This is a genomic window from Myxococcus eversor (assembly GCF_010894455.1).
GTDB classification, from domain to species: domain Bacteria; phylum Myxococcota; class Myxococcia; order Myxococcales; family Myxococcaceae; genus Myxococcus; species Myxococcus eversor.
In genome coordinates this window covers 446,580-473,242 of sequence record NZ_JAAIXY010000005.1, presented here as the reverse complement: position 1 = coordinate 473,242, position 26,663 = coordinate 446,580, and the positions used below count along the sequence as shown (strand labels likewise).

General features: G+C 69.7%; 24 protein-coding genes. 8 read left to right on the top strand and 16 right to left on the bottom strand.

Annotation, left to right across the window (positions count from 1 at the left end; genetic code table 11):
- From G4D83_RS13310 to surE, 3 genes are all read right to left on the bottom strand, one after another.
- Entirely contained in the window at positions 1-1,086 is a 1,086-nt protein-coding gene (locus G4D83_RS13310; RefSeq protein ID WP_205522628.1) for a hypothetical protein, read from the bottom strand.
- A 145-nt stretch (positions 1,087-1,231) separates the two neighbouring features.
- Positions 1,232-2,194 (bottom strand): peptidoglycan DD-metalloendopeptidase family protein, encoded by a 963-nt coding sequence (locus G4D83_RS13305; RefSeq protein WP_163865088.1) that lies wholly within the window; start codon positions 2,192-2,194, stop codon positions 1,232-1,234.
- A 2-nt stretch (positions 2,195-2,196) separates the two neighbouring features.
- On the bottom strand, positions 2,197-2,979 hold the full coding sequence (surE, locus tag G4D83_RS13300) for a 5'/3'-nucleotidase SurE (protein ID WP_163865158.1): 783 nt from the start codon (positions 2,977-2,979) through the stop codon (positions 2,197-2,199).
- 79 nt (positions 2,980-3,058) lie between these two features.
- On the opposite strand from surE, the gene G4D83_RS13295 reads away from it, so the two are divergent.
- Positions 3,059-4,132: an ADP-ribosylglycohydrolase family protein gene (locus G4D83_RS13295; protein WP_163865157.1), complete on the top strand. Its 1,074-nt coding sequence runs from the start codon at positions 3,059-3,061 to the stop codon at positions 4,130-4,132.
- A gap of 126 nt (positions 4,133-4,258) precedes the next feature.
- Here the strand turns inward: G4D83_RS13295 and G4D83_RS45530 are convergent, their stop codons facing one another.
- From G4D83_RS45530 to G4D83_RS13280, 4 genes are all read right to left on the bottom strand, one after another.
- Positions 4,259-4,435 carry a hypothetical protein gene (locus tag G4D83_RS45530; RefSeq protein WP_176433708.1) on the bottom strand — a complete coding sequence of 59 codons (177 nt, stop codon included), beginning with the start codon at positions 4,433-4,435 and terminating at the stop codon, positions 4,259-4,261.
- A gap of 385 nt (positions 4,436-4,820) precedes the next feature.
- A complete protein-coding gene (locus G4D83_RS13290) occupies positions 4,821-5,246 on the bottom strand; it encodes a type II toxin-antitoxin system RatA family toxin (protein ID WP_163865087.1) in 426 nt (141 codons plus the stop codon).
- Positions 5,247-5,279: 33 nt separating this feature from the next.
- On the bottom strand, positions 5,280-6,248 hold the full coding sequence (gene glpX / locus G4D83_RS13285) for a class II fructose-bisphosphatase (RefSeq protein ID WP_163865086.1): 969 nt from the start codon (positions 6,246-6,248) through the stop codon (positions 5,280-5,282).
- A gap of 13 nt (positions 6,249-6,261) precedes the next feature.
- Positions 6,262-6,672 (bottom strand): acyl-CoA thioesterase, encoded by a 411-nt coding sequence (locus G4D83_RS13280; RefSeq protein ID WP_163865085.1) that lies wholly within the window; start codon positions 6,670-6,672, stop codon positions 6,262-6,264.
- Positions 6,673-6,772: 100 nt separating this feature from the next.
- Between G4D83_RS13280 and G4D83_RS13275 the strand changes: the two genes are divergently transcribed.
- Positions 6,773-8,389 carry an alkaline phosphatase family protein gene (locus G4D83_RS13275; RefSeq protein WP_163865084.1) on the top strand — a complete coding sequence of 539 codons (1,617 nt, stop codon included), beginning with the start codon at positions 6,773-6,775 and terminating at the stop codon, positions 8,387-8,389.
- A 57-nt stretch (positions 8,390-8,446) separates the two neighbouring features.
- Here the strand turns inward: G4D83_RS13275 and G4D83_RS13270 are convergent, their stop codons facing one another.
- Positions 8,447-9,208: an alpha/beta fold hydrolase gene (locus G4D83_RS13270; RefSeq protein WP_163865083.1), complete on the bottom strand. Its 762-nt coding sequence runs from the start codon at positions 9,206-9,208 to the stop codon at positions 8,447-8,449.
- Positions 9,209-9,312: 104 nt separating this feature from the next.
- Between G4D83_RS13270 and G4D83_RS13265 the strand changes: the two genes are divergently transcribed.
- Positions 9,313-10,014: a helix-turn-helix transcriptional regulator gene (locus G4D83_RS13265; protein WP_240356304.1), complete on the top strand. Its 702-nt coding sequence runs from the start codon at positions 9,313-9,315 to the stop codon at positions 10,012-10,014.
- Between the two features lie 7 nt (positions 10,015-10,021).
- Here G4D83_RS13265 and nadC read toward each other — a convergent pair whose 3' ends face one another.
- The 4 genes from nadC to G4D83_RS13245 form a co-directional block, all read right to left on the bottom strand.
- Complete coding sequence (gene nadC / locus G4D83_RS13260) at positions 10,022-10,906, bottom strand: carboxylating nicotinate-nucleotide diphosphorylase (protein WP_176433711.1); 885 nt, start codon at positions 10,904-10,906, stop codon at positions 10,022-10,024.
- 11 nt (positions 10,907-10,917) lie between these two features.
- Complete coding sequence (locus G4D83_RS13255; RefSeq protein ID WP_163865081.1) at positions 10,918-14,619, bottom strand: valine--tRNA ligase; 3,702 nt, start codon at positions 14,617-14,619, stop codon at positions 10,918-10,920.
- 69 nt (positions 14,620-14,688) lie between these two features.
- Positions 14,689-15,987: a response regulator gene (locus tag G4D83_RS13250; protein WP_163865080.1), complete on the bottom strand. Its 1,299-nt coding sequence runs from the start codon at positions 15,985-15,987 to the stop codon at positions 14,689-14,691.
- 117 nt (positions 15,988-16,104) lie between these two features.
- Positions 16,105-16,920 (bottom strand): chemotaxis protein CheW, encoded by an 816-nt coding sequence (locus tag G4D83_RS13245; protein WP_163865079.1) that lies wholly within the window; start codon positions 16,918-16,920, stop codon positions 16,105-16,107.
- Positions 16,921-16,970: 50 nt separating this feature from the next.
- On the opposite strand from G4D83_RS13245, the gene G4D83_RS13240 reads away from it, so the two are divergent.
- Positions 16,971-18,350: a GGDEF domain-containing response regulator gene (locus G4D83_RS13240; protein ID WP_163865155.1), complete on the top strand. Its 1,380-nt coding sequence runs from the start codon at positions 16,971-16,973 to the stop codon at positions 18,348-18,350.
- A 5-nt stretch (positions 18,351-18,355) separates the two neighbouring features.
- Here the strand turns inward: G4D83_RS13240 and G4D83_RS13235 are convergent, their stop codons facing one another.
- Positions 18,356-18,748: a demethoxyubiquinone hydroxylase family protein gene (locus G4D83_RS13235; protein WP_163865078.1), complete on the bottom strand. Its 393-nt coding sequence runs from the start codon at positions 18,746-18,748 to the stop codon at positions 18,356-18,358.
- Positions 18,749-18,897: 149 nt separating this feature from the next.
- On the opposite strand from G4D83_RS13235, the gene sinK reads away from it, so the two are divergent.
- Positions 18,898-20,409 carry a hybrid histidine protein kinase/response regulator SinK gene (gene sinK / locus G4D83_RS13230; protein WP_163865154.1) on the top strand — a complete coding sequence of 504 codons (1,512 nt, stop codon included), beginning with the start codon at positions 18,898-18,900 and terminating at the stop codon, positions 20,407-20,409.
- Positions 20,406-21,506, top strand: a complete 1,101-nt coding sequence (gene sinM / locus G4D83_RS13225) for a signal integration modulator SinM (RefSeq protein ID WP_163865077.1) — start codon at positions 20,406-20,408, stop codon at positions 21,504-21,506. Before sinK ends, sinM begins: the two co-directional genes overlap by 4 nt.
- Positions 21,507-21,635: 129 nt before the next feature.
- Here sinM and groL read toward each other — a convergent pair whose 3' ends face one another.
- Both groL and G4D83_RS13215 read right to left on the bottom strand, forming a co-directional pair.
- On the bottom strand, positions 21,636-23,288 hold the full coding sequence (gene groL / locus G4D83_RS13220; protein ID WP_163865076.1) for a chaperonin GroEL: 1,653 nt from the start codon (positions 23,286-23,288) through the stop codon (positions 21,636-21,638).
- Between the two features lie 168 nt (positions 23,289-23,456).
- On the bottom strand, positions 23,457-23,813 hold the full coding sequence (locus G4D83_RS13215; RefSeq protein ID WP_176433714.1) for a response regulator: 357 nt from the start codon (positions 23,811-23,813) through the stop codon (positions 23,457-23,459).
- A 91-nt stretch (positions 23,814-23,904) separates the two neighbouring features.
- On the opposite strand from G4D83_RS13215, the gene G4D83_RS13210 reads away from it, so the two are divergent.
- Positions 23,905-24,978 carry a metallopeptidase family protein gene (locus G4D83_RS13210; protein ID WP_163865075.1) on the top strand — a complete coding sequence of 358 codons (1,074 nt, stop codon included), beginning with the start codon at positions 23,905-23,907 and terminating at the stop codon, positions 24,976-24,978.
- Here G4D83_RS13210 and G4D83_RS13205 read toward each other — a convergent pair.
- Complete coding sequence (locus G4D83_RS13205) at positions 24,932-25,939, bottom strand: NAD-dependent epimerase/dehydratase family protein (RefSeq protein WP_163865074.1); 1,008 nt, start codon at positions 25,937-25,939, stop codon at positions 24,932-24,934. The two genes, G4D83_RS13210 and G4D83_RS13205, sit on opposite strands and share 47 nt — an antisense overlap.
- A 103-nt stretch (positions 25,940-26,042) precedes the next feature.
- Between G4D83_RS13205 and G4D83_RS13200 the strand changes: the two genes are divergently transcribed.
- Positions 26,043-26,663, top strand: a complete 621-nt coding sequence (locus tag G4D83_RS13200; RefSeq protein ID WP_163865073.1) for a TetR/AcrR family transcriptional regulator — start codon at positions 26,043-26,045, stop codon at positions 26,661-26,663.

Genomic DNA, 26,663 nt, shown 5'->3' with positions numbered 1-26,663 from the left:
CTAGAAGTGGTACGCGATGCCCAGGTTGAGGTCCAGATTGAGGCCATCTCCGAGCTTGGACTCCGCGAGTCCGAGCACGGCCTGGGCCACGTTCGTACCTGCCTCGAGCTGGACGCCGACGTGTCCGGCGATGAGGTACTCCAGCCCGAGGAAGCCGACGACGGTGGGCAGCGGCCCGGTGGACTGGAAGATGCCGAAGTCGCCGAAGGACAGCTGCACGCCCAGGCCGAAGCCCCAGTACGGGCGCAGCGACTTCTCCACGTTGTGGTAGTGGCGCGCGCCGACGACGCTGGGCAGGACGTTGAGGCCACCCTCGGCGCCCTCGGTGTCGGAGCGCAGGTAGGAGAAGCCCACCTGGACGAAGCCGAGCCACTCCGGGTGGAACCAGTAGCCCACCTCCAGGTCGGCGCCTGGATTGAAGTTGGCCAGCTTGTCGACGAAGTTGTTGTTGATGCGCAGGCCCAGCGAGAGGCCACCGCCACCGACCATCGGAGCCCCGCCGATGAGCGGCCGCGCGCCCTGGCTCACGCCGGGAGCCACCAGCTCGGCGACGAGCGCGTCGGCGATGGCGTAGACGGTGGGGAACAGGGTGTCCGCCTCCGGCGACTCCGCGCGCGGCTTGGACAGGCTCTCCTCGCGCTCGGTGTCGAGGAGATTGGCCGTGAGCAGGTACGACTCCCCGAAGCGGTCCACGCGGCCGATGATGACGAAGCGCGCACCGGTGAGCTTGGAGAGGTCCTTGAGGCAGAGGCCTCGCTCACACGAGGACTTGAGCTCGACGAGCTGCTGACGCTGGGCCTCGTTGAGCGAGGCGTCGATGTCACGCTGCGAGACGACCCACAGGCGCGGAGCCTCGGCCAGCCGCCCGGTGATGAGCGAGGTGACGCCCGCCGCGGAGTCCCGGGCGGAGGGGTTGGCTTCGAACGCGAGCACCGCGACGCTGAGGGGCGCCTCCTCCTTCGAGGGAGCGCTCGTGGCGGGCACCGGCTGGGGGTCGGGCTCGCTCGACGGGGAGAACACCTGGGCCCACGCGGACGGGGAGAGCAGGACGAGGAGGACGACGAGGGGTGCGAAGGTGTGCGGCACGGCGCGGCACTCTACCCTCCCCTGGCCCCGGCCCGGAGGGCCCCTGCGGGTCCTGACGCCTGAATTCATTCGGGTCCACCGTCCAGGACCGCGGCCACCAGCGAGGGAGGGAGCGAGCCCCCGTCCCCGAACCTGGGGCCCGCGCTCAGGTGGACGGCATCGGCCCCAGGTAGTCGAGCGGATCCACCGGCTTGCCATCCACGCGCAGCTCGAAGTGCAGGTGCGGACCGGACGTCTTGCCGGATTCGCCCACGGTGGCGATGACCTGCTCCCGGCGCACCTTCTGCCCGGTGCGCACGCGCAGGTCGCGGTTGTGCGCGTAGAGCGTGATGAGCCGGTTGGCGTGCTCGACGATGACGATGTTGCCGTAGCCCTTCTGCTCGCCCGCGTAGAGCACGGTGCCTTCCTGGGCCGTCTTCACCGGCGTCCCCGAGGGCGCGGCCAGGTCGATGCCGTCGTGCGGCTCGCGTCCCTTCTTCCCGAAGCGCCCGTACAGGACGCCCCGGAGGGGCCAGTCGATCATCCCCTGCGTGGCCAGTCGGGGCCGGGGTGAACCCGGACGCGACGCGGGCCTGCGGGGAGGCTCCTCGCGACGCGCCACCACCTGCCGGGGCGCCGTTCCCGTGGACGTGCGCACGGGCTCCGGGTCCGCTTCGGCGGCCAGCGTGTCGGACGACTCCACCGGCACGCTGCGCTCCACGCCGGGAATCGTCAGCTCCTGACCCACCGCCAGCGCGCGCACGTCCTTGATGCCGTTGGCGGTGGTCAGCTCGTCCACCGTGAGGCCATACGTCTTGGCGATGCGGTACATCGTCTCGCCCGGGGCGACGCGGTGCCGCACGGACACCAGTTCCGGCTCCGGGTGCGCGGACCGCAGGGCGAACGGCAACGCTCCGTTGCGAGGCGGAGGCGTCGAGTCTTCGGAAGGACGGGAGGCACGGGCCGGCGCCGCGCCCGGCACCTCGGACGAGGCCTGGGACTCCGAGTCCACCAGCGTCAGCTCCGTCCCGGGAGCCGCGGCCCGGGTGCCCGCGCAGCCCGCGACGAGCACGGGCACGAGGAGGACCAGGAGCGCCCTACCCGCTCGGATGGAGGTGCCCGGCCTCAACGCTAGGCACCATCCGGCTCGTGTCGGACGAAGTCCTGGAGGCTCCAGCCTTCCAGTCCCTCGAGCTGACCATGGTCCGTCAGGTCCAGATGCAGAGGCGTCACCGAGACCCGCTTGGACAGGTGCACGGCGTTGCAGTCACTGCCTGGAATGTCCTCGTGCTGATACTCGCTGCCGCCAATCCAGTAGTACTTCCGGCCGCGAGGGTCTTCCTTCTCCACCACGCTGTAGCCGTACGAGTGCCGGCCCAGGCGCGTGACGCTGTAGCCCTCCGGCTCCACGCCGCCGGGGATGTTCACGTTGAGCAGCATCCGCTTGGGCAAGGGACGCGACAGCGCCGTCGTCACCAGCGAGCGGGCGAACCGCGCGGCCGGACCGAAATCGAATGAGCCCCTGGCCACGAGGCTGAAGGCGATGGCGGGAATCCCGAGCAGGGCCCCCTCCATCGCCGCCGCCACCGTCCCCGAGTAGGTGACGTCGTCGGCCAGATTCGAACCGTGGTTGATGCCGGACACCATGAGCGTGGGGCGATCATCCTTCAGGAGATGGACGATGGCCAGATAAGCGCAGTCGGTGGGCGTCCCGTCGACGGCGAACCACCGCTCCCGGACCTCCTTGATTCGCAGGGGCCGGTGCAGGGAGATGGCATGGGACGCGGCGCTCTGCTCGCGGTCCGGCGCCACCACCCAGACCTCCCCCAGGGGACTCACCGCCTCCACCAGTGCCTGAAGTCCTTCGGAGAAATAGCCGTCGTCGTTGGACACGAGGATGCGCGGTTTCCGCATAGCCGCGCGGTTGTAGAGGAGCCCCCGGGCATCGGCAAGCACGCTCACCGGCGGCGCTGTTACAGTGTCCACCCGCCGAATGCCGCCGCCGCCCCGTCGCCGCAATGCCCCCCAGGGGCCCGACCCGCTCATCGCCCAGCGCCGCCGAGGCGCCCTGCTCGGCCTCGCCGTGGGCAACGCCCTCGCGGTGCCCACCGCGCACCGCAACCTGCAGGCCTCCCCCTTCCCCACGCTGGCGGATGGGCCGTACGACAGGATGACGGGCGGAGGCCCCCAGCAGCTGCGCAAGGGACAGGTGACGGAAGAGGTCCACCTCGCCTGTTGCCTGGGGCACAGCCTGCGCGACTTCAAGCGCTATGACGCCGCGGACGCGCTGCGCCGCTACCGGGCCTGGCAGCCCCACGCCTTCGACGTCAGCGAGGCCATGAAGGAAGTGCTGGAGGACTGCCAGTCCTCCGGCCTGCCTCCCCTGGGCGCGGGCAAGCGCGTGTGGCTGCGAAGCCACCGCAAGGCCGTGGGCGCGGGCAGCCTGGCGCGCTGCGCGCCGCTGGGCGTGTACCTGGCGGGTGACGCGAAGGCTCGCACCCAGGCCGCGCTGGAGGACTCCGCGCTCACCCACTACGACCCGCGCTGCCAGCTCGCGTGCGCCGCCCTCACCGCCGCGCTCGCCAAGGCCGTGACGACGGGCGAGGGGTTGAAGCCCGAGGACCTCGTCACGGCCGCGGAGTCCGGCATCCTGCTGGCCGGCGCGGCGTTGGGGCGCTCCGCCCCCGACTACGTCCAGGAGGTGGCCTTCGCCTCCGGCCTGCTGCGCGAGGACCTGGCGCGCGCGCGCGACGACGACCCCTGGCTCTACGGCCCGGACCTGCACGTGCACCGCGCCCAGCACGCCATCCACGTCGCCTTCCGGCTGGCCTTCTGGGAGCTGCTCCACGCCCCCACCGCCCAGGCGGCCCTCATCGACGTGGTCCACCGGGGCGGCGACACGGAGGTCCACGGCGCGGTGACGGGCGCGCTGGTGGGCGCCTTCCACGGCGAGGAGGCCCTGCCCGAGGAGTGGCGCAAGCAGGTGCTGGAGGCGCTGGGCACGGTGAAGGGCCCCCTCTGGGACGTCTACCACCCCCGGCACCTGCTCAGCCTCGTGGCCGACTGAAGCGTCGCCCGTGCGGGGTGGCGGAGGGCTGCCAGATACACGAAGCCCGCGGGGGACGGTCCTCAGGGGGACGCCCGCCGCGGGCTCGTTGCCACGTCAATGCGGCCTGGGGGCCGCGTGTGTCACTCAGGCCAGCAGGTCGATGACCACCACGCCCCGCTGGGGCTTCTCTTCCTCGGTTTCAGTCCTACGACGCGGGCGGTCGTCGGGCATGGGCAGCGGCAGCTCCACCACGGGCCTGTCGTGCTCCTCCCGGCGGCGCTCCCTGCGCTTGATTTCTTCGATGATGAAGGCGTCGAGCATGGGTTTCCGTCTCCCCTCAGCCTACGTACCCCGATGTACGCCCGCCGTCCCGCCCAGAAATCACTGCCACCACTCTCAGATGCAAATTAAGAACCCCGGTTCCGCACTGGGTACGTTGCCGCCATCTCGCACGGTTGCTCGTCCACCATCCGACAGCCGAGCCAGGGGAACCGTGGCGTAGATGTCATGGAGACCCGAAACTTCCGGTCGGGATGCTGTTGATTCTAATGCCCTCGCGACGGCCCGCAAGCGGACCGCGTCCCGACACACCTCCGGCACTCGGGGCGGCAAGCCGCCCGGCGGGAGGGCCTGCCCGCCTGTCTACTCCCAGGCGGGTGGGGTCAGCGAGGGACCTGGAGTCCAGACGGACCCCTGGCCGCCACTTTCAAGGCGCCTCGGCGCGGCGCTTGAACGCCTCCAGCATCTTCGGCAGCGACGTGTCGACCAGGGCGTTGACGACGGCCTTGGGCACGAGCAGGCCCAGGGCCATCTCCACGTTGTAGGTCGCTCGCGTCTTGCCCTCGCCCTCGGGCTCCAGGAGCCAGCTGCCCTTGTTGTCCTTCATGACCTCGCCCTTGATGAAGGACCAGGCCATGCGGCGGGGGCGCTCCTCCACCACGCGGATGGAGTAGTTGACCGTCTTCATGACGTCGACCTTGTAGTGGACGTCGACGGTGTTGCCCTTCCGGTTCTCGGTGCGGATCTCCTTCACCTCGGAGAGGAACTCCGGGTAGCGCTCGTACTGGGTGATGACGTCGAACACCTTCTCGACGGGGGCGTTGATGACGATGGTCCGCGTGGCGCCAGGCATGGTGTCGGTCTCCGAAAGCGTCGAGGGGACAGGCTAGAACGCAGCGTAGCCCGGCTTCTTGTCGAACTTGTGCAGGGACTGGATGAAGCGCACGGTGCTCGTCTTGCTGCGCATGACGACGGAGTGCGTCTCACAGCCGCCGCCGAAGAAGCGCACGCCCTTGAGGAAGTCGCCGCTGGTGACTCCCGTGGCGGCGAACATCACCTCGCCCCGGGCCAGCTCCTCGGCGGCATAGATCTTCGACATGTCGGTGATGCCCATCTTCTTGGCGCGCTCGATTTCGCCCGGGTTGCGGGGCACCAGCCGGCCCTGCATGTCGCCGCCGGTGGCGCGGATGGCCGCCGCGGCGATGACGCCCTCGGGCGCTCCGCCGGTGCCCATCAGCACGTCCACGCCCGTGCCCTCGAAACAGGTGGCGATGGCGCCCGCCACGTCACCGTCCTCGATGAGCCGGATGCGCGCGCCCGCGGCGCGGATCTCCTTGATGAGGTCCTGGTGGCGCTCGCGGTCGAGGACGACGACGGTGAGGTCCTCCACGTAGACCTTCATCTTCTCCGCGACGGCGCGCAGGTTATCCGTGGGGCTCTTGCGCAGGTCGATGGCGCCCCGGGCGCGGGGACCCACGGCGAGCTTCTCCATGTACGTGTCGGGCGCGTTGAGCAGCCCGCCCTTGCTGGCCATGGCCACCACGGTGATGGAGCCCGGACGGCCGTAGGCGCACAGGTTGGTGCCCTCCAGGGGGTCCAGCGCGATGTCCACGGCGGGGTCACCCTCGCCACGGCGGCCGACCTTCTCGCCGATGTAGAGCATGGGCGCCTCGTCGCGCTCGCCCTCGCCGATGACGATGGTGCCGTCGATCTGCAGCGCGTCGAAGGCGCGGCGCATGGCGTCCACGGCGGCCTGGTCCGACTCGTTCTTGTCGCCGCGGCCCATCAGTCGGGCGGAGGCGATGGCCGCCATCTCGGTGACGCGCACGACCTCCATTGCAAGGTTGCGATCCATAATCGGTGCTCCTTCAGGTTCCTGCGTTCGGATGTTCCAGCAGCCGGGCCAAGGACTCCGGCAACCGCGTGGGCTTGCCGTCGCGCCCCACGCACGCGTGCAGGGTACGACCGGTGCACAGCAACGTGCGCGGTTCGCCCTCGCGGAAAAGCTCGTAGGTGAACACGACCGAGGCCCGGCGCAACTCGCTCACCGTCGCGCGGATGACGAGCACGTCGTCGTAGCGCGCGGGGGACTTGTACGCGCAGCTCGCCTCCGCCACCGGCAGCATGAAGCCAGTGCCCTCGAACTCCCGGTAGCTGCCTCCGCGCGCGCGGAAGTACTCGCTTCGGGCGAACTCGAAGTAGCGGAAGTAGTTCGCGTAGTAGACGACACCCATTTGATCGGTGTCGCCGTAGATGACGCGCAGTCGGGCCTCGACCATGAGGGCGCGGACCGTAGCAGGGGCTGACCGCCGCCGTCCAAGACGCCGAGGCGCTTGTCGGTTGCATCTTCTCCGTCGGGCAGGTCAGCTTCTTGGACGTATGATTCGCGCCCTCGCCCTGACCGCCCTGCTGGGTTCGCTCCCCGCCGCCGCGCGTCCTCCCCGACTCACCCTGCTCATCACCGTGGATGCGCTCGGCAGCGACGTCCTCTTGCGCAACCGTCCCCGGCTCCAGGGCGCGCTGGGTCAACTGCTCGACAGTGGCGCCTACTTCCCGTACGCGCGTTATGCCTACGCGAAGTGCCGCACCGCGCCGGGCCACACCACGCTGGCCACGGGCACCAACCCGTGGCGTCACGGCATCGTCGACAACCGGTGGGCGGACCGCTCCACCGGCAAGCTCGTCTATTCCTTCGTGGACCCGGCGCACCCGGTGCTGGAGGCGACGCTCAAGCCGGGGCAGGACGCCAGCCCCGCGAACCTCATGGCGGAGACGCTCGCGGACCGGCTGCGGATGGCCACGCAGGAGCGAGGCAAGGCGGTGGCGGTGTCGCTCAAGTCGCGCTCGGCCATCCCGATGGCGGGCCGGCTGGGACAGGCGTGGTGGTTCGATGACGGCGTGGGGAAGTTCGTGACCGGCACCTGGTACACGAAGGAGTTCCCCGAGTGGGTGAAGCAGCTCAACGCGCGGAAGCTCCCGGAGTCGTACTTCGGCAAGACGTGGGAGCTGATGCGTCCGCGCGCGGAGTACATCGGCGAGGATGACCGGAGCTACGAGGCGGACTCGTACGGGCTGGGCCGCACCTTCCCGCATCCGCTCACGGGCGGACTGAAGGAGCCGGGGCTCAACTTCTACAAGGCGTTCGGCGTCTCGCCGGACTCGCACACGCTGCTGGTGGAGGCGGCGAAGGCGGCCATCGTCGGTGAGGAGTTGGGGAAGGACGCGGTGCCGGACCTGCTCGCGGTGAGCTTCAGCGGGACGGACAACGTGTTCCATGAGTACGGCCCGTACTCGTGGGAGATGCAGGACACGATGCTGCGGTTGGACAAGGCGCTCGGGGATCTCATCTCCGCGGCCGAGCGCGCGGCCGGTGGACGCGCCAACCTGACCATCGCGCTGGTGGCGGACCATGGCGGAGCGACGGCGCCCGAGCAGTGGGCGGCGGCGGGGTTGCCCGCGCAACGGCTGAACCCCAAGACCCTCAGCGAGGGCATCTCCGCGATGGTAAAGGAGCGCTTCGGCCCGGACGTCACGGCGACGATGGAGGAACTGGACGTGTACCTGGGCGGTCCGGCGCTGACGTCGGGCAAGGTGGATGGCGCGCAGGTGCGGCGCGCGGTGGCGGACTGGCTGTTGAAGCAGCCCCATGTCGTGGCGGCGGTGACGCGTGAAGAGCTCTTCACCGCGCCGGACCCTGCGGGCTACCTGGCCCCCCTGCGCAAGGGCTACTTCCCGGAGCGCAGCGGCGACGTGCTGTTCCTGCTGCGGCCCTTCCAGGTCGTCTACTTCGACCCCGAGGGGAGCACGCACGGCTCTCCGTACTCGTACGACTCGCAGGTGCCCGTGGTGTTCGCGGGCAAGGGAATCAAACCGGGGACGTACATGACGGAGATCGACCCGGTGGACGTGGCACCCACGCTCGCGGCGCTGCTGGAGATGGGGATGCCCGCGTCCACGGAGGGAAAGCCCCGCGCGGAGATCCTCACCGGCAAGTGAGCCCGGACTGAAGACAGGGACCTCGGACTCGAGGTCCCCGCCGCGAACCCGAACCACTCAGCGCAGCGGCGCGAGGAACCCGTCGAGCACGCCGTTCACCCATGCCGGCGCATCGAGCTGTACCCAGTGGCCAGTGATGGGCTCCACCTTCTTGAACGGCAGCTCGGGCACCCGCACCTGGTACGCATCCGGGCCCTCGTTGTAGGCCGTCACCACGGACAGCTTCGGCCCCGGGTAGCGGCGCAGCGCGGAGACCGGATCGAACGTCAGGAGCGAACCCAGTCCCGACCGGACCGCCACCTGGGCGGTGGCCCTCAAGCCCCCGAGCACCTGCTCCCGAACCTCGGGCCGAGAGGGCGCGAGCATCGGCGCCCAGTACTCCTCGACGACCTGAAGCCACGCCTCGGTGCCCAGCACCGCCATCAGCCCCTGCGCCTGCTCCTCTGGAATCATCCGTCCATCGGAAGCAGGGTCGAGCAGCAGCAACCCCGCCACTCGCGACGGATGTGCCGCCGCGTACGCCGCGCAGACCGCTCCGCCCAGGCTGTGGCCCACGAGCACGAACCGCTCCAGCTTCAAGCCGTCCACCACCGCCGCGACGTCCGCCGCGAAGTCCTCGACGGAAATCGCGCCCTCGGTGGGGACCTCGGACTGGCCGTGTCCTCGCAAGTCCAGCGCGAGCGCCCGACGCGTCTGGCGCAGGTGTGAGAGCTGCGACGCCCAGTGCTTCGTACTCCCGGCGCTGGAGTGGACGAACACCACCGGAAGCCCACCCTCGCCACCGTCATTCACGTACAGCGCGCCCGCAGGGCCCTTCATGACGACCTCCTCGATTCAGGGGCGCGTCCAGCCGCGCCATGAATCCTTGAGTACGGCCCATCCCTGTCAGAATCTGTCAGCAAATGGCACGCGTCAGCCGAGTCATGCGTCTGGTCGACTTTCTCCGGGGCCGCGAGGCCACCACCGTCGCGGAGATTTCCGCCGCGCTGGGGGTGAGCCCGCGCACCATCCACAGAGACCTCGCCACCCTGCGGGAGCAGGGCCTGCCCATCGCCAGCGACACCGGCCCGGGAGGCGGCGTCCGCCTGGAGCGCGACAGGGGCGTCACCGCCGTCCACCTCTCCGTCGAGGAGGTCGTCGCGCTGTGGCTGGCCGCGAGCCTGTCCTCGACGGGAAGCGCGTTGCCTTGGGGGAGCGCGGCACGCTCGGGGCTCGACAAGCTCTTCGCCAGCGTGCCGAGGGAGCGCTCACGCAGCATGCGCGAGCTGTGTCAGCGCGTGGTGGTGGGGCGCCCCGCGACGGCCCGCGTGCTCTCGACACTGGGAGCGCCGCCCGAGGAGCTGCTCGCCATCTTCGAGCAGGCCTTCCGCGAGCAGGTGTGCCTCGCCTTCGACTACGAGGACCGCCACGGGAAGAAGAGCCGTCGCTGCGTGGAGCCGCACGGACTGCTCGTCGAGTCGCCTGTCTGGTACGTGCTGGCGCGCGACGTGGAGAAGTCCGCGGCGCGCATGTTCCGGATGGACCGCGTCCACCGGCCCCGGCTGGTGCCCGAGCGCCGCTTCATCCCCGACATGGAGGGGCTCAAGGCCCAGGCCCTCGCTCAGCGGAGCAAGGGCCCGGAGTGAGCGAGGCTCAGCCCTGAGAAGGGGCCGCCGCGCGCGGACGCCGCGGCTTCTTCGCCGCGACGATTTCCAGCGACAGGTCCATGGCCCGCGCCGAGTGCGTCAGCGCCCCCATGGAGACAAAGTCCACGCCCATCTTCGCCAGGCGAGGCAGGCGGTCCAGGGTGACGCCACCGGACACCTCGAGCGGAACGCGACCACCCGCGAGCTTCACGGCCTCGCGAATCTGCGCGTCGTCCATGTTGTCGAGCATCACCACGTCAGCGCCGTGTTCGAGCGCTTCGGCGAGCTGCTTGAGGTTGGTGACCTCAATCTCGATCTTGCAGAGGCGAGGCCCGTTCGCCTTGGCGAGCCGGAGCGCCTCCGAGATGGACCCACCCACCGCCGCGATGTGGTTGTCCTTGATGAGCACGCCATCGAAGAGGCCAAAGCGGTGGTTGGTGGCGCCGCCCATGCGGACGGCATCCTTGGCCAGCACGCGCATGCCGGGAGGCGTCTTGCGCGTGTCCAGCACCTGCATCTTCGAGCCGCGCACCGACGTCATCGCCTGCTGAGCCAGGGTGGCGATGCCGGCGGCGCGCTGAACCAGGTTGAGCGCGGTGCGCTCGGCGGCGAGCAGGGAGCGCAGCCGCCCGTGACACCGGGCGGCCACGACCTTGGGCTTGATCTCCTGGCTGTCCTGGCGGAGCAACTCCACCTCGACGTCCGGGTCGACCTTGTGGAAGACGCGCGTGAAGGCCTCGAGGCCCGCGAGCACCAACTGCTCCTTGGCGACCAGCTCGGCACTGCCCTCCGCGTCAGGCGGAATGAGGGCCTGCGAGGTGACGTCTCCCGCCGCCCCCAGGTCTTCGTCAAGGGCGAGGTCGATGAGCCGATCGAGGTAATCCTGCTGCACGTCTCCTCCTGCTACCGCCGGGCCTTCGCCCGTGCCGAGGGCTTCGCCCGGGTGACTTTCTTGGCCGCCGCCTTCTTCGCGGAGGCCTTCTTCTTCGCGGGAGCTCTTCCGCCCGCCTTCTTGGCCGCCGCCTTCTTCACGGGAGCCTTCTTCGCCACGCCCTTCTTCGCCGAAGCCTTGCCAGCGGACTTCTTCGCCGCGCCCTTCTTCGCCGAAGCCTTGCCGCCCGCCGCCTTCTTCACCGAAGCGGCCTTCTTCACGGCGGCGCCCTTCTTCGCGGAAGACTTAGCACCCGCCGCCTTCGCGGGAGCGCCCTTCTTCGCGGCCGCCCCCTTCTTCGCGGGAGCCTGGGTGCTCGCGGACTTGGCTGAGGGAGCCTTCTTCGCCGCCGGCTTCGCGGGAGCCTTCACCGGGGCAGCCGCCGCCACGGTCGGCTTCTCGGTGGAAGCCTTCGGGGCCTTGGGCGCCTTCGGAGCCGCCGGATTCGCGGGAGCCTCGGAGGCCTGAGCCTTCGCCTTCTTGGCAACCGTGCGCGCGGGCTTGGACGCGGCGCCGTCGGCCGGGGCCTCGCGGGCGTCGCCGCCCTCCTTGGCCTTGCCGAACTCACGCATCGCGTCGTCCACGAGGCCCATGCTCATGTACGCGACGCCCAGGTCGTGGTGGTCCGTGGGGGACAGGCCTTCCTTCGTCCCCTCACGCAGCTTCGCCAGCGCGTCCTGCACCTGGGGGTCCTCCTCGGGCACGCGGCCCTCGTCCCCCATCTCACCCTTCAGCTCCCGGCCCAGGTCCACGCCGCCCTTGTCTTCCTTCGGGGCGACCTTCACCTGGGCTGGCTCGGAGGGGGAGGCACTCTCGCTCTCCTCGGTGGACGTGCTGCTGCTCTCGGTCGGCAGAATCTCGGGCATGGACGGCTCCGGGGCGATCCGCTGCAGGTGATCTTCGAGCTTGGCCTTGCGCTCCTTCAACTCCAACACGCGAGCGCGGTCCTTCTCCACGACGTCGGGCGGCGCCTTGGCCACGAAGTTGGGATTCTCCAGCTTGCGCAGGATGCTGGCCGCCTCCTGCTCCGAGCGCGCCATCTCCTTGCGCAGCCTGTCCCGCTCCGCGTCCAGGTCGACGAGCCCCGCCAGCGGCACGTAGATCTCCAGATTCGTCGCCATGAAGGCCGCCGCCTGGGGAGGCTTCGGACCCGGAGGACCCACCTGCACGTCGGACAGGCCCGCCAGGGGCAGCAGGTAGCCGCGCCAGCGCTCCAGCAGCTCGCGCGTCCGAGCGTCCGGGCTCTGCACCACCGCCTTCACCTTGGTGGCCGGAGACAGGTTGCTCTCACCACGGATGGTGCGCAGCCCTTCGATGGCCGCGATGACCGGCGCCATCTCCGACTCGGCCGCCTCGTCCACCAGCGCCGTGTCCGGCGTCGGGTACGGGGCAATCATGATGCTCTCCGTCGGCCGGGTCATCGGCAGCTTCTGCCAGATCTCCTCGGTGATGAAGGGCATGAACGGGTGGATCAACCGCAGCACGCGGTCCAGTGCGTAGACGAGCACCGCGCGCGTGGTGTCCTTCGCCGCCGGGTCCTCACCGTAGAGCGAGCCCTTGGCCAGCTCGATGTACCAGTCGCAGAGCTCCGCCCAGAGGAACTGGTACAGCGTGGAGGCGGCCTCCGCGAAGCCGTAGACCTCCAGCGACGCGCTGGCCTCCGTCGTCGCGCGCTGCAGCCGCGAGAGAATCCAGCGGTCCGCCAGCGTGAGCGGCAGCTCCTTCGGCGAGCGCCCGTCGTACTGGTACTCGCCCATGTTCATCAGGGCGAAGCGGCTGGCGTTCCACAGCTTATTGCAGAACGCCTTGTAGCCGGCGAGCCGGTCCATCGACAGCTTGATGTCGCGGCCCTGCTGGGTGAGCGAGGCGAGCGTGAAGCGCAGCGCATCCGCGCCGAACGCGGGCATGCCCTGCGGGAACTTGTTCTTCAGCGTCGCGTTGAGCTGCTCGGGCTTCGCGCCGAGGATGATGTCCAAGGGGTCGATGACGTTCCCCTTGGTCTTGGCCATCTTCTCGCCCTTCTCGTCGCGCACCATCGCGTGCAGGTAGACGGTGCGGAAGGGCACGTCGCCCATGAAGTGCAGGCCCATCATCATCATCCGGGCGACCCAGAAGAAGATGATGTCGTGGCCCGTCTCCATGACGGACGTCGGGTAGAAGGTCTTCAGCTCCGCGGTGTCGCGGGGCCAGCCCAGCGTGGAGAACGGCCAGAGCGCGGACGAGAACCAGGTGTCCAGCACGTCCGGGTCCTGGATGAAGCTCTTGCCACCGCACTTGGGGCAGGACTCCGGCGTCGCGCGAGAGACGATGGGCTCCGCGCGAGCGAAGTCCACGCCGCCCACCTTCACCGTCGGGGCATCCAGCGGCAGGTCCGTGTCATCACCCTGCCGGGGGCTGCATGACGTGCAGTAGTACGCGGGAATCTGGTGGCCCCACCACAGCTGGCGGCTGACGCACCAGTCGTGGATGTTGCGCATCCAGTGGAAGTACGTGTTCGTCCAGGACTCCGGGACGAACTTCGTGCGGCCCTGCTCCACCGCTTCAATCGCGGGACGCGCCAGCGGCTCGATCTTGATGAACCACTGCGGCGACAGGCGCGGCTCCACCACGGTGGTGCAGCGCTGACACGTGCCGATGGACAGCTTGTGCGGCTCTTCCTTCTCGAGCAGCCCCTGCTCCTGCAGGTCCGCCAGCACCGCCTTGCGCGCCTCGAAGCGATCCATGCCGGCGTACTTGCCGGTGTCCTTCGTCATCCGCGCCGCTTCGTCCAGGATGGACACCATCGGCAGCTTGTGACGCAGGCCCGTCTGGTAGTCGTTGAAGTCGTGCGCGGGCGTCACCTTCACCACGCCGGTGCCGAACTTCGGGTCCACCAGCTCCGCGTCCGCGATGATGGGAATCTCGCGGCCCGTCAGCGGCAGGACGACGAGCTGGCCGACCAGCCCCAGGTAGCGCTCGTCCTCGGGGTGGATGGCCACCGCCGTGTCGCCCAGCATCGTCTCCGGGCGCGTCGTCGCCACGGTGAGCGTGCGGTCGCTGTCCTTGATGGGATAGCGGATGTGCCAGATGGAGCCGTTCTTCTCCTCGTGCTCGACCTCCAGGTCGCTCAGCGCCGTGCGGCACGAGGGACACCAGTTGATGAGCTTCTGGGCCCGGTACATCAGGCCCTCTTCGTACAGCCGGACGAAGACCTCGCGGACCGCGGCGGACGACTGGTCATCCATGGTGAAGCGCTCACGGCTCCAGTCGAGCGACGCGCCCAGGAAGCGGTGCTGCTCGCCGATGCGGGCGCCGTACTTGCCCTTCCACTCCCAGACGCGCTTGAGGAACGCCTCGCGGCCCAGGTCGTGACGGCTCTTGCCCTCGGTCTTCTTCAGCTCCTTCTCCACCACCATCTGCGTGGCGATGCCGGCGTGGTCCGTTCCGGGGAGCCAGAGCGCGTTGAAGCCGCTCATCCGCTTCCAGCGCGTGAGGATGTCCTGGATGGTCGCGGTCAGCGCATGACCGATGTGCAGGCTGCCCGTGACGTTGGGCGGCGGCAGGACGATGGAGAAGGCGGGCTTGTCGGAAGTCGCCGCGGCGCGGAAGTAGCCGCGCTCGAGCCAGAGGGCATAGAGGCGAGCCTCGACCTCGGTGGGCTCGTAGGCCTTGGACAGTTCGGTCGTATCGGTCATTGAAGACGGCCAGCCCCCCTGAGGGGGGCCGGCGGGGAGGTCAGGAGGTTTGGGGCGAGAAAGTTCGCCTCAGTGCTGCGTCTCTCGGTCCTTGATCAGCCGCTCGAGCTCCTCGCGGATGATCGTCTCCGCGAGCTGCGGTACGACCTCCCAGGCAATCTTCTCGATGACCTCGCGGGACGCCTTGGACAGCGCCTCGCGCAGCAGGGCCTCGCCCCCATCCGCCGCGGGACGGGCGACTGGAGCGCCCCTCTGCGCGGGCGCGGGAGGCGCCACGGGACCCCCGATGTCGAGCGAGATCTCCTCGGCGCCGCTCGTGTCGGGCAGCGAGTCCTCGATGCTGATGGCGGGCTGCGCGGCCACCGGCGCGGGCTGCGCGGCAGGAGCTCCCAGCCCGAACGGATCCCTCGCGCGGGCCGCCGGCTGAGGCGCGCCACCCTGGATGGGAGGAAGCGGCGTGGCCCCCGGCGGACGCGGCAGCGGCATCCCCGGCCCCGGAGGAACACCCGGACGGGCCACCATGCCCGGAGCCCCAGGGCCCGGCGGCATGCCCTGACGCGGCGGCATGCCCGGCGCGGGAGCCCCCGGCGGAGGCGGTACACCCGGACGCGCGACGGCGCCCGGCGGCATCCCCGGTCCCGGAGGACGCGGAGCGCCAGGGCCCGGAGGCATGCCCGGCCCAGGAGGACGCGCACCCGGCCCCGGCGGCATGCCAGGACCCGGAGGACGCGCACCCGCCGGACCCGGAGGCATCCCCGGTCCCGGAGGACGCGGCGCCATGCCAGGACCCGGAGGCATCCCCGGTCCCGGAGGACGCGGCGCCATGCCAGGACCCGGAGGCATTCCCGGCCCAGGAGGACGCGCACCCGGCCCCGGCGGCATGCCAGGACGGGCACCCACGGGCGCGGCGACGGGCGCGGGATGCGGCGCCACCGGAGCGGCGGGCGTAGGGGAAGAACGAATCACCTGCGTGGCGATGGAGGCCGGCAGGGTGTTGGACTTCTGGCCGACCAGCGCCTTCACCTTGTCGAGCAGAATCTGGCTCTCGAAGGGCTTGGTGATGTGGTCGTCCGCGCGGGCGGCGCGGGCGCGGTTCTCGTCGAAGGCCTCGAAGGTGCCTGCCAGCAGCATCACCGGGATGGCCTGCGTGGCGGGGTCGTTCTTCAGCGCCTCGCAGACTTCGTAGCCACTCTTGCCCGGCATCACCACGTCGACGAGGACGACGTCCGGACGCGTTTCGCGCGCGCGCGCGATGGCATCCATCCCGTTGTCGACCACGGTCACCTGAAAGTCCTCGGTCGCGAAAATCATGCCGATCACCTTGCGGATGGTGAGCGAGTCATCGGCGACCAGCAGATTCTTGGGCATCGGTATCGGGCCTCGGGGGCGTCGACCCCCCTGAATTCGTTGAGAAATCCGGCCGAGAAAACCTGCTTCACGGCACGGTATCAAGCCCGGCAGCTTACGGTTCGCGCTCCGGGACGATCAAGAAAACATGCGCTGCAGGTCAAGGAACAGCACTGGCTCCGGCAATCCAGGGACCCGGAAGGTGCCCGCGGTGTCGTCCGGCTCGAAGCGCTGCAGGACTCCAAGCACCCGCGTGGCCGTCAGCCCTACGTTACGTCCGGCCAGCTCCGCCAGCAGGAAGAATGGCTCCGGCGCGGGAAGTGCCCCCAGCAACGCTGGAACCGAACAGATGGGCCATAGGACCTGGGCATGCGGAAAGATACCGGCCACCGGCCCGCTCTGCACGGGCAGGACGCTGAAGGCCTCGCCCCGCTCCACCACCTGGGACACGAAGGCCAGGGGGACGCCGAACAAGCGCCCCTGTGACTCGAAGACGAGCGCCCGTTCGGGCACGGACTCGGCCCAGTGCACGGGGCGCGGGGGAGCAGGCGCGGCCCGGGGGCCCACCCGGTGCGGCAGCGCCTCCGCGATGAGCTCCAGGTAGAGCTTGTCCTTGTGCAGCACCGCCCCCCGGCTCAACGGGGCCAGCGAGTCCGCCAGGCCCGGGGGCAACAGGAAGAACGGAGCGCGCGCGACATCCGCGACCTCCACCACCGAGCGGACCCTCACCGCGAGCGTGGGGCTCACGTCGAGCACCACCACCATGCCCACTTCCGGCTCCGGCGCGCCGCCGAGCAGCGCCGCCAGGTCCTTCACCTCGAGCACGCCCCGCAGGTTGCTTCCATGGGAGCCCGGCATCGCCACTTCCATGACGGAGGTGGCTTCCACGGCATAACGGGTCTCCCCGGCTTCGACGAGCAAGCAGAGTCGGCGACCGCTTTCGAAGGGCGACACGGGAGCGACCCTAGCAGCGTTCCGATGGATGGTGCTAAGCCATGCGGGAGATGGCGCGCATCCTCCTCGTCGACGACGAAAAGATCGCCCGCACCCTCTACGGCGACTACCTCACGGCCGTGGGGCACACCGTCACGGCGGTGGCCACGCTCCACGAGGCCCGGCAGGCGCTCGCCGCGGACCGCTTCGACGCGGTGGTGACGGACCTCATCCTCCCCGGTGGCGACGGCATGGAGGTCCTCCGGCACGTGCGGGAATACCACCCGGGCGTGGAAGTCGTCGTCATCACCGGCCTCGACAAGGTGGACCCCGCCGTGCGCGCCATCAAGAGCGGCGCCGCGGAGTACCTCGTCAAACCGGTGGCGCCCGAAGCGCTCCAGCACGCCGTGCGCCGCGCGCTCACCACGCGGGACTTGATGCAGGAGAACGCCTCCCTGCGCCGACATGTGGCGCTGTTGGAGGCTGGCCAGCGCCTGGCCACGACACTGGACCGGGAGAAGCTGGCTGCCACCACCACCAGCGCGCTCGAGTCCATGGCCTCCGCCAGCGCCATCGTCCTCCTGGAGCGCGACTCCTCGCTGGGCCTGCGCGCCCAGGGGACGCGAGGGCTTCCCACCGGCACCGAGGAGACGCTCGTCGCCTGGTTGCGAGGGCAGTTGCGGGAGGCACGGGCGCCTCGCGAGTTGGAGGTGCCGGACGTCCCGTTCGTGCGCGTCCTCTCCTTCCCCGCCGTCGAGGGCGACGCGGTGCTGGGGCACGCGGTGCTCTTCTACACGGACGAGCGGGGCACCGAGGCCAGCGCCTCCGAGGCCGCCAGCTACCTGGTGCGCAACTGGGCGCTCGCACTGCGCAACCTGGGCCGGTTCGCGGCGGTGGAGGACCTGGCGTACATCGACGACCTCACGCGCCTGTTCAACACCCGCTACCTCCACCTCATGCTGGACCGGGAGTTCCAGGACGCGCCCCAGACGCAGCGGCCCTTCAGCCTGCTGTTCCTGGACCTGGACCACTTCAAGTCCATCAACGACAACCACGGCCACCTCGTCGGCTCCAAGCTGCTGGTGGAGACGGCGCGCGTGGTGAAGGGCTGCGTGAGAGACCACGACGTCGTGGCGCGCTACGGCGGCGACGAGTACGTGGTGATGCTGCGCAACACCGACTCGGGCGGCGCGCTCAAGGTCGCCGAGCGAATCCGTCGCACCATGGAGACCCACCAGTTCCTGGCGCGCGAGGGGCTGTCACTCAAGCTCTCCACCTGCATCGGCGTGGCGAGCTTCCCGGAGCACGCGAGGGACAAGGCGACGCTCCTGGATTTGTCGGACCGGGCCATGTACCGCGGCAAGCGCGGCACCCGGAACGTCGTCTACATGGCGGCGCAGGACCTGGAGGCCCCCCCGGCGGAGCGCCGCCAGGGGAGTACCGGCTCCTAGCCCGCTCAGCGCCTCATGCTTCCGACAGTGAGGCGCTTGATGATGCTGGGCTCCGTCGCCTCGCTGCTGGCGCCCTCCTTGCCCACGGCCTCCACCGACTCGTGCGGAGCGCCGGAGATGATGAGCTTGAACTTCTCCACGGCCTCTTGCGCGTGCTGGGCCTGCTCGGGGTCCAAGCGGGCGATGAGCTGCCAGAAGAGGGCGGCGTGCTCACGCTCCTCGTCCATGACGTGGCGGAGGACGGCCTTGGCCTCCTCGTTGTCCGTGGCGTCGATGTGGGCGGCGTAGAGGTTGATGGCGTCCAGCTCCGCCTCGATGTTGAGCCGGATGGAGCGGGCAAGCTCCGAGTCGGTCATCTTCCGAGGCACCAGCGAGTGGAACGGGTCGGTCTGCGGCATGTGAGGCCCTCCGAGGCCGGGAGGCGACGTCCAGGGGATGGGGCGGCGCGGGAAGAACGCGTGGAGCATCCGCGTCCCCGGCGGGCCGGTCAACGGATTCCCTCCAGGCGCGTTGCGTGGGATGGGCCCCGTCCGTCATGCTTCCCGACATGGAGATTCCCGCGCCGCTCGCCCAACTGCTCCAGGCCCTGGACGCGGGGGACCTGCCAGCCGCGCGCACGGCCGCGGCGGCGCTCCAACGCTCCGGCCTCCACGCCACCCAGCTCGCGGCGGAGGTGCTCCACGAGCTGCGCCAACCCCTGCTCGGGGTGAAGGCCTACGCCCAGATTCTCGCCGAGGATGGCGGCCCCACCGGCCCCTTGCGCCTGCTGATGTCCCAGGTGGAGCGGATGGAGCAGATCGTCTCCGACTTCATCCGGCTCGCCAGCGAGCGCCACGCGCCCCAGCAGCGCCTGTCCCTGGCGGCGCCCATCTGGGCCGCGGCGAAGCTCTTCAGCGTCAACCCGGACTCCGCGCGCATCTCCCTGGAGGTGGAGGCCCCGGAGGACATCTCCGTGCAGGGCAACGCGCGCCTCATCGAGCAGCTCACCCTGAACCTGCTCAACAACGCGCGCGACGCCATGTCGGGACGCGGCCGGGTGAAGGTGGTGCTCACGCGCGAGGGCTCGGAGCCCGTGCTGTACGTGGCGGACTGGGGGCCCGGCATCCCCGAGGAGCTGCGCGAGCGCATCTTCGAGCCGTACGTCACCGCCAGCAAACGCGGCACGGGCCTGGGGCTCGCCGTGTGTCGGCGCATCGCCCAGGAGCACCACGCGCGCATCGACCTCGCTCCGCTGGGCGCGCTGCGGGACGTGCCGCCGCCCGCCACGGTGTTCCGGGTGCGCTTCCCCGCCTCGGACTCGGCGCCCGGACGGCGCAAGCGCCTGCTGGTGGTGGACGACGAGACCATCATCCGGATGGTGTTCCGGGACCTCATGGGCAAGGAGTGCGAGGTCATCGAGGCGGCCAGCGGCGAGGAGGCCCTCGACCTGCTGCGTGAGTCGCCCGTGGACCTCATCGTCACGGACAAGAACCTGCCGGGCCTGTCCGGGCTGGAGCTGGCGCAGCAGGCGCGCCGGCTGTCCGCCACGTCGCGGGTCATCCTGATGACGGGCTACCCCTCACTGGTGACGACGCAGCAGGCGCTGGAGCTGGGCGTGGTGGACTACCTGCTCAAGCCCTTCGACGACATCCGCGAGGTGCGCACCCTGCTGCGCTCCACGCTGGCGGCGCCGCCCACGCAGCCCGGCGCGGTGGCCCAGGTGACGCGCGTCGACGTGCTGGAGGACAACCCCGCCACGGCCGCGCAGATCGCCGAGGCGTTGGAGCTGATTGGCCTGGAGGCCCGGGTGCTGCCCACCTCGGAGCTCATCGCGCTGGAGCCGCCCGCGGGCGTCGTCGTGAGCTGGGACTTCGCGCCGGCCTACGGGAGAAAGGCGCTGGAGCTGGGCAAGGCCCTGGCCCAGGGCGCGCCCTTCGTGGTGCTGGCCGAGCACCTCACCATGGAGACCGCGCTGGAGTCGCTGCGCGCGGGGGCCACGGCCTGCCTGCCCAAGTTGCTGTCCGACACCACGGCGCTGAGCCGTGAGCTGAGCCGCGCATTCAAGAAAGGCGTCCCATGAGGCTCGCGCTCCTGTCCGTCCTGCTGCTGGGTGTGGCGTGTTCCTCGGACAAGCCCCCGGTGCAGGGCGAACCGGACGCGAGCGGCCCGGTGGACTCGGGCTCGGACGCGGGGACGGACGCGGGCCCCGAGGAGGAGGACGCGGGGAGCTGCGAGCCACCTCCGTCCGTGCGCGAGTCCGTGCTCGTGCCCGGGCTGAACAACCCCCGCCGCCTCGCCGTGGACGCGACGGACATCTACATCTCCGAGTCGCACTCGCTGCGGCCCCAGGCCGATGACGGCGATGGCCAGGTGCTGCGGCTGTCTCGCGCGGATGGAACGGTGAGCTCGCTCGCAAAGGGCTTCCGCTCGCCGGACGCCATCGCGGTGGACGCCAGGAACGTCTACGTGCTGGACCAGGGCGGGCTGTGGCGCGTGGACAAGGCCACGGGTGAGCGCGGCACGGTGCCCATCGAGGCCTCGCTGAACGGCGTCATCACGGGAGGCACCGACGTGCGCATGGGGCGCCTGTCCGGCAAGGACGTCCTCGTCGTGGCGACCGGAGCGCGGAGGCTCGTCCGCGTCGACACGACAGGAGCCTCGCCTTCGTCCCTGGTCCTCTTCGAAGGCACCGTCGACACCCAGGTCCGCGGCGCGCGCATCGACGGCACCGACGTGTGGTTCCTCGTCACGGGAGGCACCGAGCCGGGTCTCTACCGCGTCCCCCTGGACCTCGAAACGCCCGCGCAGCGCGTGGACGCGAGCATCACCACGGGCACCTCATTGGAGCTCACGCCCACGCACTTCCTCATCACCGAGGGAGGCGGAGGCACGGGCCGGCTGCTCAAGCTGCCGCGCACCGGAGGCGAAGCCCGCGTGCTCGCCGAGGGCCTGCAGGGCCCGCTGTTCCCGGTGGAGCTCAACGGCGCCGTCTACTTCAAGGACGCGGTGGCCAGGTCGTCGGCCTTCCTGCGCCGCACCCGAGGCTGCCCGCCCGGCACCTCCGACGCGGTGGGCCCCGAGGGCACCGGCCCCGGCGGTCTCCTCGTGGACGGCAACACGCTGCTCTTCACGTCCCAGGAGAGCGGCACCGGGGGCGCCGTCGGCCGGGTGCCCTGAAGTCCCCTGCCCTCTTCTCCCAGCGCCCAGAAAGACAACGGCCCCGGCGCCTCGAAAAGAGGCATCCGGGGCCGAGGCCAGCTCACCCACCATGTCCCGAGCCGCGAGGCCCGGGACGCGGAGCGTGGCTCAGTACTCCATGTCGTCGCCGCCGTAGTCCGGCATGCTGCCGCCGCCACCACCGCCGCTGCCGCCCTTGGACTTGCCCTTCTGGCGCTCGGCGACCATGGCCTCGGTCGTCAAGAGCAGCGAGGCGACGGAGGCCGCGTTCTGCAGCGCGGTGCGCTCCACCTTGGTCGGGTCGATGACGCCGGCCTTCTCCAGGTCCTCGTAGACATCCGTGCGCGCGTTGTAGCCGAAAGCGCCCTTGCCCTCGCGAACCTTGTTGATGACCACGGCGCCCTCGACACCGGCGTTGCTGGCGATCTTCCGCAGCGGCTCCTGGAGCGCGCGGCGGATGATGTCCACGCCGAAGTTCTGCTCGCCACCCGGCTTGAGCTGCTCGAGCGCCGGCAGCGTGCGCAGGTACGCCACGCCACCGCCCGGGACGATGCCCTCCTCGACGGCCGCGCGAGTCGCGTGCAGCGCGTCCTCCACGCGGGCCTTCTTCTCCTTCATCTCCGTCTCGGTGGCCGCGCCGACGTTGATGACGGCCACGCCGCCCACCAGCTTCGCCAGACGCTCCTGGAGCTTCTCGCGGTCGTAGTCGCTGGTGACGGTTTCAATCTGGCCGCGGATGAGCTTGATGCGGCCTTCAATCTCTTCCTTCTTGCCGGCGCCGTCGACGATGGTGGTGTTGTCCTTGTCCACCGTGATGCGCTTGGCGCGGCCCAGATCGCTCAGGGTCAGGTTCTCGTACTTGTGACCCAGCTCCTCGCTGACCACCATGCCGCCGGTCAGCGTGGCGATGTCCTTGAGCATCTCCTTGCGACGGTCGCCGAAGCCCGGCGCCTTCACCGCGGAGACGTTCAGCACGCCGCGAATCTTGTTCACCACGAGCGTGGCCAGCGCCTCGCCCTCGATGTCCTCCGCGATGAGCAGCAGCGGCTTACCCGAGCGAGCCACCTGCTCCAGGATGGGGACCATGTCCTGCATCGAGGCGATCTTCTTCTCGCTGATGAGGATGTACGGGTCCTCCGCGACGACTTCCATCCGGTCGCGGTTCGTCACGAAGTACGGAGAGATGTAGCCGCGGTCGAACTGCATGCCCTCCACGACTTCGAGCGTCGTCTCCAGGCCCTTGGCCTCCTCGACGGTGATGACGCCCTCCTTGCCCACCTTCTCCATCGCGTCCGCGATGATGGTGCCGATGGTCTCATCCCCGTTGGCGGAGATGGTACCGACCTGGGCAATCTCCTTCTTGTCGGAGGTGGGCTTGGAGATCTTCTTCAGCTCCGCCACCACCACCTCGACCGCCTTGTCGATGCCGCGCTTGAGGTCCATCGGGCTGTGGCCCGCGGCCACCAGCTTCAGGCCCTCCTCGTAGATGGCCCGAGCCAGCACGGTCGCCGTCGTGGTGCCGTCGCCCGCCTTGTCGGAGGTCTTGGACGCGACCTCCTTCACCATCTGCGCGCCCATGTTCTCGAACCGGTTCTCGAGGTCGATCTCCTTGGCGACGGTGACGCCGTCCTTGGTGACCGTGGGCGAACCAAAGCTCTTCTCGATGACCACGTTGCGGCCCTTGGGGCCAAGCGTCACCGCGACCGCGTCCGACAACGTCCGGACGCCTCGCAGGATGGCCTCACGCGCGGACTGGTGGAAGAAAATCTCCTTCGCTGCCATCGCAACCTCCTGATGTTACTTGGAATTTTCGTGGATACTACGCAGGTCGTTAGCACTCGACCCTGGCGAGCGCCAACATAAGGGTCAGCCCAACGATGTCAACCAGGAAGGGCGGACGTGTGGCCGAGCGGACGGCCCGACGCGTGCCGGGGAGGAGCCTTTCGAGGGCTACTCGGCGAAGCGCATCAAGGTGAGCAGCTGGCCCATGTCCAGGGGCTTGTTCAGCGTGAGGGCCACGCCCTTGCGCAGGCCGCGCTCGGTGACGCTTCCGTCCGCGCTGGCCGTCATCAGGAGCACGGGAATGGCCTGGAAGCGCGGGTCGCCCTTCAGCTGCTCGGTGAAGGCGATGCCGTCCATGTGGGGCATGATGTAGTCGGTGATGACCATGCCCACCTGGTTGCGCTCGAGGATGTCGAGCGCCTGGAGCGCGTCCGACGCCGAGTACACCGTGTACCCATGCATCTCCAGGAAGCGAGAGAGCAAGGTACACAACTCGAGGTCATCGTCGACGACAAGGATGTTCACGGGACGGAACGCCGCACCAGCACGGGCGGCTGAACGTAACAGCCGCCCCTGTCGTTGACAACGCACAGCGGGGCTTCTTATGAGCCGGGCCATGGAGAAGCGGAGTGGGAAGCGATCGGGGTCGGGGGACCCGAAGGCGCGGCTGGAGGCGGTGTCGGACGCCTTCGAGGCGGGCGACATCGAAGCGGCGCTGGCTCAGGTGGAAGGTCTGCTTTCGGACGCGCCGGAGCTGCCGGAGGCCCTGCACTACCGGGCCGCCGCGCTCGCGGAGCTGGGGCGGCTGGAGGAGGCCGGACGGGCCTATGGCCAGGCCCTCAAGGTCGCCCCGGAGGACCTGGAAATCCTCCTGGGCGCCGCGGACTGCCTGGTCTGCCGGGCCGGAGAGGACCGGGAGGCGGTGGAGGAGGGCCTGGGCCTGTGCGCCCGAGGCAAGCGCCTGGCCCAGCGCGAGGACGACGTGGAGATGCTCTACGAGTTCCTCCTCCTGGAGGGCATGGGGCTCAACCAGATGGGTGAGTCCGAGCAGGCGCTGGTGAGCCTGGATGCGGCGCTCGGGCACGTGCCTCGCTCGGTGGATGCGCGGCTGGAGCGGGGCATCGCCCTGTTCGAGCTGTGCCGCTTCGAGGATGCGCGCGCCTCGTTCGAGGCGGTGCTGAAGGACACGTCCGACGAGGCGTGGGCGCACCACTACCTGGGGCTGATGGCGGAGCGGCGGGGGGACGAGCGGGAGGCGAAGAAGCGCTTCGCGAAGGCGCAGTCACTGGCGGCCGAGGAGTTCCCGCCGCCGGTGGAGCTGGCCGAGGCGGAGTTCGACCGCGCGGTGGAGGACGCGGTGAAGGCGCTGCCCCAGCACGCCAAGCAGTACCTGGACAACGTCACCATCGCGGTGGAGGACCTGCCGTCGGAGGAGGACCTCCTGGGACAGTCCCCTCCCCTGTCACCGAGCATCCTCGGCGTCTTCCGGGGCACGCCCGTGGGCGAGCGCAGCGTGACGAACGCGTATGACCACTTCCCCGCGTCCATCGTGCTGTACCAGAAGAACCTGGAGCGCTTCGCGAAGACGCGCGAGGAGCTCATCGAGCAGATTGGAATCACCGTGATGCACGAGGTCGGTCACCTCATGGGGCTGGACGAGGACGACTTGTGGCTGCGGGGGCTCGACTGACGGCGGCGGCCGAGCGCTGCTGCTTCAGGGCGGCGAGCGTCTGGCGGATGCCCTCCGCGTAGGGCGTCTTGGGCACGTCACCGAGCAGGTGGCGCAGCCCCGAGTCATCCATCAGCACGGGCTGCGTGTGCAGGTAGTGCATCTCCGCCAGCTCGCGCATGAACGGGTCGAAGAGGCCGACGAGGCGGATCATCCCCTTCCCCATCGACATGAGCTTCGCGGGGCGGCCGACCTGTCGGTAGACCTCCTCGACGAGCTTGCGCTGGCTCGTTACGTCGGCGCCGGCGAGGTTCCAGGAGCGGCCGTAGGCGCGAGGCTCGTCCATCAGCTTCGTCACCACGGGGCCCACGTCGGGCACGAAGACGAACTCGTGCGGCGAGTCGATGGGGCCGATGAGCTGCGCGCGCTTGCCATCCACGGCGGCGACGAAGGCGCGGTACAGGAAGCTGAGCTCGACGCCCGGGCCGTAGAAGTCGGGGAGGCGGAGGATGGTGCCCTGAATCCTCCCGGCGGCGTGCTCGGCCAGGAGGAGGTCCTCCTGCTCCTTGCGCATGCGGCCCTTGAAGGTATGGGGCTCGCGCGGATGGTCGTCTTTGACGGGCGTCGTGCGCGGCAGGCCGTAGGGGTACACGGTGCCGATGAGGACCACCTGCTTGACGCCCTCGGCGATGGCGCCGTCGAGCGTCTTGCGCATCAACTGCGGGTGCAGGTGGAACTGCGCGTAGTTGACGCCGACCATGTAGACCAGGGTGTCGACGCCGTGGGCGGCAGCGCGGACCGACGCCGGGTCATCCGGGTTCCACGTCACGACTTCCGCGAGCGGGTCCGAGCCGAACTCGGACTGCAGGGAAGCCTTCGAGCGGCCCACCACCCGGTAGGCCCGTCCCTCGGCCTTCAACGCGTTGGCCACGCTCTGGCCGATGACTCCCGACGCTCCGAACAACGCCACCTTGCCGGCCATGATGCGCTCCTTTGCGAACATCGAGATATTTATGAACGCCGTTCTGTAAACACCGTTCATTTACTGGTGGCCGTTCGAATCGTCAAGTCCTAGGGTTGAGGGCATGGGGATTTCGGAGCGCAAGGAGCGGCAGCGGGCGGAGCTGCGGGAGCAGATCCTCCGGGTGGCTCGGGACATGGTGGTGAAGGAGGGATTCAGCGCGCTGTCGATGCGCAAGCTGGCGGAGGCGGTGGAGTACGCGCCCGCGACGCTGTACCTGCACTTCGAGAACCGGGAGGCGATTGCCCGGGAGCTGTGCGTGCGGGGCTTCGGGGAGCTGTTGGCGGCGCTGGAGCCGGGGGCGAAGGTGACAGAGCCGTTGGAGCGGCTGTCGGTGATGGGCGCGGCCTATGTGAAGTTCGGGCTGGAGCACCCGGAAACCTACCGACTCATCTTCATGGAAGACCCCAGGCTGTCGACCGAGCTCTTCCAGGGCGGCTCGGATGGAGCGGGGCCGCGTTCTTTCGGCCTGTTGGCCCGTGTGTTCGAGGACCTGAGGTCAGCGGGCAGGATTGCGGACACGGCGGACCCGGGACGATTGGCGGAGACCGTGTGGGCCGGGTTGCACGGCATCGTGAGCTTGAAGCTGACGTGCGCGGCGTTCCAGACGTCCGCGGAGAAGTTGCGGGAGACGTTGACGGAGACGCTGGTGCACGGGCTGCCGGGGTTGAAGCCGGCACGGTGA